6 protein-coding genes and 1 pseudogene are annotated in these 6,018 nt (G+C 67.1%); 6 read left to right on the top strand and 1 reads right to left on the bottom strand.

Annotation, left to right across the window (positions count from 1 at the left end; translation table 11 throughout):
- Positions 1-384: pseudogene (locus V6M50_RS18605) on the top strand (siroheme synthase); the annotation flags it as partial.
- Positions 385-580: 196 nt separating this feature from the next.
- Here the strand turns inward: V6M50_RS18605 and V6M50_RS18600 are convergent.
- Positions 581-1,534 carry an SMP-30/gluconolactonase/LRE family protein gene (locus V6M50_RS18600; RefSeq protein WP_332820074.1) on the bottom strand — a complete coding sequence of 318 codons (954 nt, stop codon included), beginning with the start codon at positions 1,532-1,534 and terminating at the stop codon, positions 581-583.
- A gap of 174 nt (positions 1,535-1,708) precedes the next feature.
- Between V6M50_RS18600 and V6M50_RS18595 the strand changes: the two genes are divergently transcribed.
- From V6M50_RS18595 to lepA, 5 genes are all read left to right on the top strand, one after another.
- Positions 1,709-1,855: a hypothetical protein gene (locus V6M50_RS18595; protein ID WP_332820073.1), complete on the top strand. Its 147-nt coding sequence runs from the start codon at positions 1,709-1,711 to the stop codon at positions 1,853-1,855.
- A 61-nt stretch (positions 1,856-1,916) separates the two neighbouring features.
- Positions 1,917-2,996 (top strand): HEAT repeat domain-containing protein, encoded by a 1,080-nt coding sequence (locus V6M50_RS18590; RefSeq protein ID WP_332820072.1) that lies wholly within the window; start codon positions 1,917-1,919, stop codon positions 2,994-2,996.
- A gap of 20 nt (positions 2,997-3,016) precedes the next feature.
- Positions 3,017-3,868 (top strand): transposase, encoded by an 852-nt coding sequence (locus tag V6M50_RS18585; protein WP_332820071.1) that lies wholly within the window; start codon positions 3,017-3,019, stop codon positions 3,866-3,868.
- A gap of 118 nt (positions 3,869-3,986) precedes the next feature.
- Complete coding sequence (locus tag V6M50_RS18580) at positions 3,987-4,154, top strand: type IIL restriction-modification enzyme MmeI (protein ID WP_332820070.1); 168 nt, start codon at positions 3,987-3,989, stop codon at positions 4,152-4,154.
- 342 nt (positions 4,155-4,496) lie between these two features.
- A partial coding sequence (gene lepA / locus V6M50_RS18575; protein WP_332820069.1) for a translation elongation factor 4 occupies positions 4,497-6,018 on the top strand: 1,522 nt, incomplete at its 3' end.

Raw genomic sequence — 6,018 nt, 5'->3', positions numbered from 1 at the left:
GCGGCGCTCCACGCCGCACGCGCCGCAATGAAGACGCGCTGGCCGGCCGCCGCCGAGCGCCGGCGCGCGCTCGACGCCGCGCTCGCGGGGGGCGGCGCGCTCGATCCGCTCGACGGCGATGCCGCGGACAAGCTCGAAAACTGGCTCGTTGGCGATGCGACGATCCAGCCATCGCGCCTCGAAACGATCCACCTGACCAGCCCCGACCCCGACGATCTCACCCTGCGCGCCGCACGCCTGCTGGGGGAGGCCGATCATATCTTCCACCTGGCGACCATCCCCGCCGCAATCCTCGACCGCGCCCGCGCCGACGCGGTGCGGCGCGTCGTGAATGCGCCGCCTGCGGAACTGCCCGCGGGTCTGTCGTTGTGGCTTGTGGTGTAATCGGGGGCGACTGTTTTCGATCGATTGCGGACACTCTCTTTCATCGTCATCCCGGACTTGATCCGGGGTCCAGCTTGATGTCGAAGCCAGTCGATGGGTCAAAAAAGCGGGATCCCGGATCAAGTCCGGGATGACGAAGGAAAATCGAGAAACGGCAGCTCCCTACTCCAAAGCCGGCATCCGCTGGAGCAAGAACCTAAGGCGCAATCGCCAGCCCGTCGCCATTCTTGCCCGCCGCAATCCGCCGCAGCACCTTACCGCTAGCGACATCGATTTCCGCGATCTTGTCGTGCCCCGTCTCGGCGGCATAGAGCCGTTTCGAATCGGCGCTGAACAGCAAAGTAACCTGCCCCTTCGCCTGCTCGCCCGACACCGTGATCGTCCGCAGCGGCGCGCGCGTTTCGGCGTCGAACAGGCTGATCGTGCCCGCACCGATATTGCTCGTCGCGACTAACTTGCCGTCGGGGCTTGTCAGCACCCGGATCGCGACCGGATCGACCGCCTGCTCGGCGATCTTCTCACCCTTTGCGGTATCCCAGACCTGCACCCGCGGCGCGTCGAGGTCGCCGACCCACAGCTCGCGCCCGCGCTTCGTCAGCGCGATCCCCTCGGGCTTGCCGCCGACGGCCAGGTCGCGCAGCTTCTTCGCCGCTTTCAGGTCGAGCACGCTCACCGTCCCCGACGCGACATTGGCGACATAGGCGGTGCGGTTGTCGGGCGCGACGACGATCATATGCGACCCCTGCTGCCCCGTCGCGATCGAGGTCAGCTTGCCATCGGGCGCGACCACCGCGACCGACTGGCTCCCCTCGGTCGTCGCGACCAGCCGGCCGTCGGAGAGCCAGAGCAGCCCGTGCGGCCGCTGGTTGGGGCTGAGGTCGATCGTCCTGATCTTCGTCCGGCTCGCCACATCGAACACGTCGATCGTCGTCCCGCCATAGGCGACGACCGCGGCCTGCTTGCCGTCGGGCGAGACCGCGATCTCGTGCGGCATCTTGCCCGTCGGCAGCCGCGCCAATTCCTCGCCCGACGCCAGCGCGATGACGCTCAGCGTGTCCTCGCCCTTGTTGCCGACGAGCAGGGTTTCGGCCGCGGCCGGAACGGTGAACAGCAAGGCGGTGCAAAAGGCGGCGGCGATGGTGCGGCGCATGGCGGCTCTCCCGGTTTCGATGACCCCATCCTATCCGGGACCGCCGCCCCCGCAACCCGCCTTCGACCAGCGACATGGCCGGAATTACGATAAGTTAACTGGGCGACGCGCCCGGCCTTTCCTATCCCGGTCGTCGGCGGCCGTTCGCGCCGCCGGCAAGACAGGAGGGGGAATATGGATCTGCCAACCATCGATATCGGGGCCGTGCCGTTGCTCGACACCGCGGTCGGATTGTTCGGCTCGCTCCTCGGCGAAAGCGCATCGTCGGGCCCGTCGGTGTTCGAAATCGCCGTCACGATCGCGATGATCGTCTACGACTGACGGCCGGCGAGAACGGGCGATGCCCTCGGCCCGGCGCCGGCTCGCTCCCGCCCCTGACGCGATGACCAGCGCACCCTCCCGCCACGATCATTTTCCCCGCGCCGACGCCGCGCGCCGCGTGGCGATGCGCCGCGCGGTGGGGGAGCTTGAGGCTGGCTGGAAAGCCGCCGATACTGCCCCCGATGGCCTGCTCGCCGCGATCGACGCGCTCGCCGGCGCGCCCGCCGACATCGCGATCGAGCGCCTCTTGCCGTGGCTCACCGATACGCTCTGGCTTCGCGGCCGGCTGGGCGCGGCGCTGGCGCTGATGCAGCGCGATCCCTTCGCGCGCCCGCCGCTACGCCCCGTTGGCGGCGGCGGGTATGGCCCCGGCGGCCTGATCCTCGCCGACCGCGGGGCGATCCGCCTGACGCTCCAGCTATGGCCGTTCGCGGCGAACGCGCCCGCGCCGACCAGCACGCTTTTCGTCCCCGGCCGCGCCGCCGTCCATGTTCTCGCCCACGGCGGTGCCCGGCTTTGCGCGCATCGCGTCGCGGTCGGCGCGGCGGAGGAAGCCGGCGGCTTCACCGCGAGCGCCGCGCCGCCCTGCCACAGCGCCCCGCCGCGCCCGCTTCGCAAGGGCGAGACGCTGCTCCTCGACACCGCACGCCAGAGCTTCTCGCTCAACGGCGCCAGCGGCGACGTCCTGCTGCTCGAACTCACCGTCCAGCCGCCGTCGCGCCTGCCGATCCGCGCCTATGACATCGCGAGCGGCCACCTGCTCCACGTCAGCGCGTCGCGCCGCGACAGCAGTTTCCGTGCAATGGCGCTCGCGCTGCTGCGCCATCTCGGCCGCACCGATGCCGTCCCGCTCTTCGTCGCCGAAACCCAAAGCGAAGATTTCGCCGCGCGCTGGACCGCGATGCGCGAGCTCGTCGCGCTCGACAGCGCCGCCGCGTGCCCGCTTCTGAAGGCGATGGCGGTGGCCGATCCGCATCCCGAAGTACGCCGCGCTGCGGCAGCGACATATGCACTGATCTTCCCGCCTTCCGGTGAGACGGGGCGGGAGGGGGGTGGAGGGCCGGGGTCGCGCACAAGCACGGCGCCCTCCACCCCGAAATCCGCAAGATGCGATCAGGCCCGCGCGCCTTGCCCCGCCTGATCGACCCGCCCGCGGGGCCTATGCTCGATCTCGAAGACGTCGCTGCGCGCCTCGACGAAAGCGGCGTCGACCTCTCCGACGAGGGCAGCATCGCGCACTGCGCCGACCTGCTTGCCGGCCTCGCGGCCAACCCCGATTTCCTCGCCGACCGCGTCATCGCCGCGCTCAAGGCGAGCTACGCCGACCAGCTCGAGCAGAGCCGCTATTCGGCGCAGGTCTTCCTCCTCCACCGCAGCGCGCGCGGCTTTTACCTGCGCGCCAACCTATGGCCCTCCGAACGCGACGCGGCCTACACCGCGAGCGGCCCCGCGGCCTTCTCCTACGGCGTCCCGCACGACCATAATTTCAGCTTCCTGACCGCGGGCTATTTCGGCCCCGGCTATGTCAGCGACTATTATGACTACGACCCCGAAACCGTCGACGGCCGCCTCGGCGAGCCGCTCAACCTCAAATTCGTCGAGCGCAGCAGCCTCAGCCAAGGCAAGCTGATGCTCTACCGCGCCCACCGCGACATCCACAGCCAGCTCCCCCCACCAAGCCTCTCGGTCAGCCTCAACATCATGGACGAGGGCGAGCATGTCCCCTGGCGCGACCAATATATCGTCGATCTGGAGCACGGCACGATCGCCAAGCGCCCGACACTGACCAGCGGCGAATTGCTGCTCCGCTGCGCGGTGCATTTGACCGGGAATGGGAGGGATGTGGCCGCAGAGTTTGCGAGGGCGCACCCGGTGCCGAGAGCGCGCGCGAATGCGATTGCGGCGCTAGCGGCGGTAGAGCCGGGCGAGGGCAGGGTGACGGTGCTGGAACGCGGGCTACGTGACAATGACGCCCGGGTCCGCGACGATTGCCAACGGTGGCTGGCGCTATAGTCCCCCTCCCGCTCGCGGGAGGGGTTAGGGGAGGGCCTGTTCCAACCACAAGACTTGGTGCCCCCAATCTGTTCGTCTAGCGTCCGCCACAACAAATGGGGGCGGTAAGGCGCATGCCATGCTCGATGCCGCCGTCGACAAGCTTTATCGCGCCGCGCCCTTCGCGCCCGACCGCGATCGCGTCGAACATCTGTTCGGCCGATACGAAGCTCTCGTCAATCCGCTCGAAAGCGAGGCAGCCAAGCAGAACAAGCGCGTCGCTCGCAAGGCGACAAAGGAAAGCTGATCCTCTCCGCGCCTCCGCGCGAAAACCCCTTTCCTACATTATTCCGCCATGCCAACCTCCCGCTGCTGGCTCTTTGACTCGTTGGAAATCTGCTGCTCCGCTGCAACGCAGCCGCGGCGAAAGGTCGCGGCTGGCGCGACCTTTGCAACCTTGCACCCGTTTGCGATGTGGACGACATTTACCCCCTTCGTTCGATCACCTGCGGGGAAGCGGCAAAAGGGTGCGTCGTTAGGCTGAACTTCCCTGAACTTTGCCCCCCGCTTTGAACGAAAATCGCGCCGCCCGTGCACGGCCGTCCACTCCCTGCTGACAGCGCCGCAAACCCCTGCTAGTGCGCCCCGCATGACCACGCCTTTGTCCCATATCCGCAATTTTTCGATCATCGCGCACATCGATCACGGCAAGTCGACGCTCGCCGACCGGCTGATCCAGTTCACGGGCGGGCTGACCGCGCGCGAGATGTCGGCGCAAGTCCTTGATAATATGGACATCGAGAAGGAGCGCGGGATCACGATCAAGGCGCAGACGGTGCGCCTGAAATATAAGGCGCACGACGGCGAGACGTACGAGCTCAACCTGATGGACACGCCCGGCCATGTCGACTTCGCCTATGAAGTGTCGCGGTCGCTCGCGGCGTGCGAGGGCGCGCTGCTCGTCGTCGATGCGGCGCAGGGGGTCGAGGCGCAGACGCTCGCGAACGTCTATCAGTCGATCGAGCACGACCATGAAATCGTGCCGGTGATCAACAAGATCGACCTGCCCGCGGCCGACGTCGACAAGGTGAAGGCCGAGATCGAGGACATCATCGGGCTGCCCGCCGACGACGCGGTGCTCGCCTCCGCGAAGGCCGGCATCGGTATCGAGGAAGCGCTCGAGGCGATCGTCACGCGCATCCCGCCGCCGAAGGGCGACGCGACTGCGCCGCTCGTCGCGATGCTCGTCGACAGCTGGTACGACCCCTATCTGGGCGTCGTCATCCTGATCCGCGTGATCGACGGAGTGCTGAAAAAAGGCCAGCAGATCAAGTTCATGCAGGCGGGCACCACCCATCTGATCGACCGCGTCGGCTGTTTCACGCCGAAGATCGAGCAGCTCACCGAGCTCGGCCCCGGCGAGATCGGCTTCATCACCGCGCAGATCAAGGACGTCGCGCAGGCGCGCGTCGGCGACACCGTCACCGACGCCAAAAAGCCCGCGGCGCAGGCGCTGCCGGGGTTCAAGGAAGTCCAGCCCGTCGTCTTCTGCGGCATGTTCCCGACCGACGCGAACGACTTCGAGAAATTGCGCGAAAGCATCCAGAAGCTTCGCCTCAACGACGCGAGCTTCTCGTTCGAGATGGAAAGCAGCGCCGCGCTTGGTTTCGGCTTCCGCTGCGGATTCCTCGGCCTGCTCCACCTCGAGATCATCCAGGAGCGGCTGACGCGCGAATATGACCTCGACCTGATCACCACCGCGCCGTCGGTGGTGTACAAGCTGAAGCTCGGCCATACGAAGAATGAGGCGGCGAAGGAGATCGAGCTCCACAACCCCGCCGACATGCCCGACCCGAACCGCATCGACGAGATCGAGGAACCGTGGATCGAGGCGGTGATTTACGTGCCCGACGAATATCTCGGTCCGATCCTGAAATTGTGCCAGGACCGTCGCGGCATCCAGAAGAATCTGACCTATGTGGGCGGCCGCGCGCAGATCACCTATGAACTGCCGCTCAACGAGGTGGTGTTCGATTTCTATGACCGGTTGAAGAGCATCAGCCGCGGTTACGCCAGCTTCGACTATCACCAGATCGGCCACCGCCCCGGCGACCTCGTCAAGATGAGCATCCTCGTCAACAACGAGCCGGTCGACGCGCTGAGCATGATCG

It is taken from the genome of Sphingopyxis sp. (genome assembly GCF_036675685.1).
Lineage (GTDB): Bacteria > Pseudomonadota > Alphaproteobacteria > Sphingomonadales > Sphingomonadaceae > Sphingopyxis.
This window is presented reverse-complemented; position numbering and strand designations above follow the sequence as displayed.

Excerpts from the sequence above, each read along its gene's own strand:
- V6M50_RS18600 (WP_332820074.1), bottom strand. The coding sequence starts at position 1,534 with ATGCGCCGCACCATCGCCGCCGCCTTTTGCACCGCCTTGCTGTTCACC.
- V6M50_RS18585 (WP_332820071.1), top strand. The coding sequence starts at position 3,017 with ATGCTCGATCTCGAAGACGTCGCTGCGCGCCTCGACGAAAGCGGCGTC.
- V6M50_RS18580 (WP_332820070.1), top strand. The coding sequence starts at position 3,987 with ATGCTCGATGCCGCCGTCGACAAGCTTTATCGCGCCGCGCCCTTCGCG.
- V6M50_RS18595 (WP_332820073.1), top strand. The coding sequence starts at position 1,709 with ATGGATCTGCCAACCATCGATATCGGGGCCGTGCCGTTGCTCGACACC.
- V6M50_RS18590 (WP_332820072.1), top strand. The coding sequence starts at position 1,917 with ATGACCAGCGCACCCTCCCGCCACGATCATTTTCCCCGCGCCGACGCC.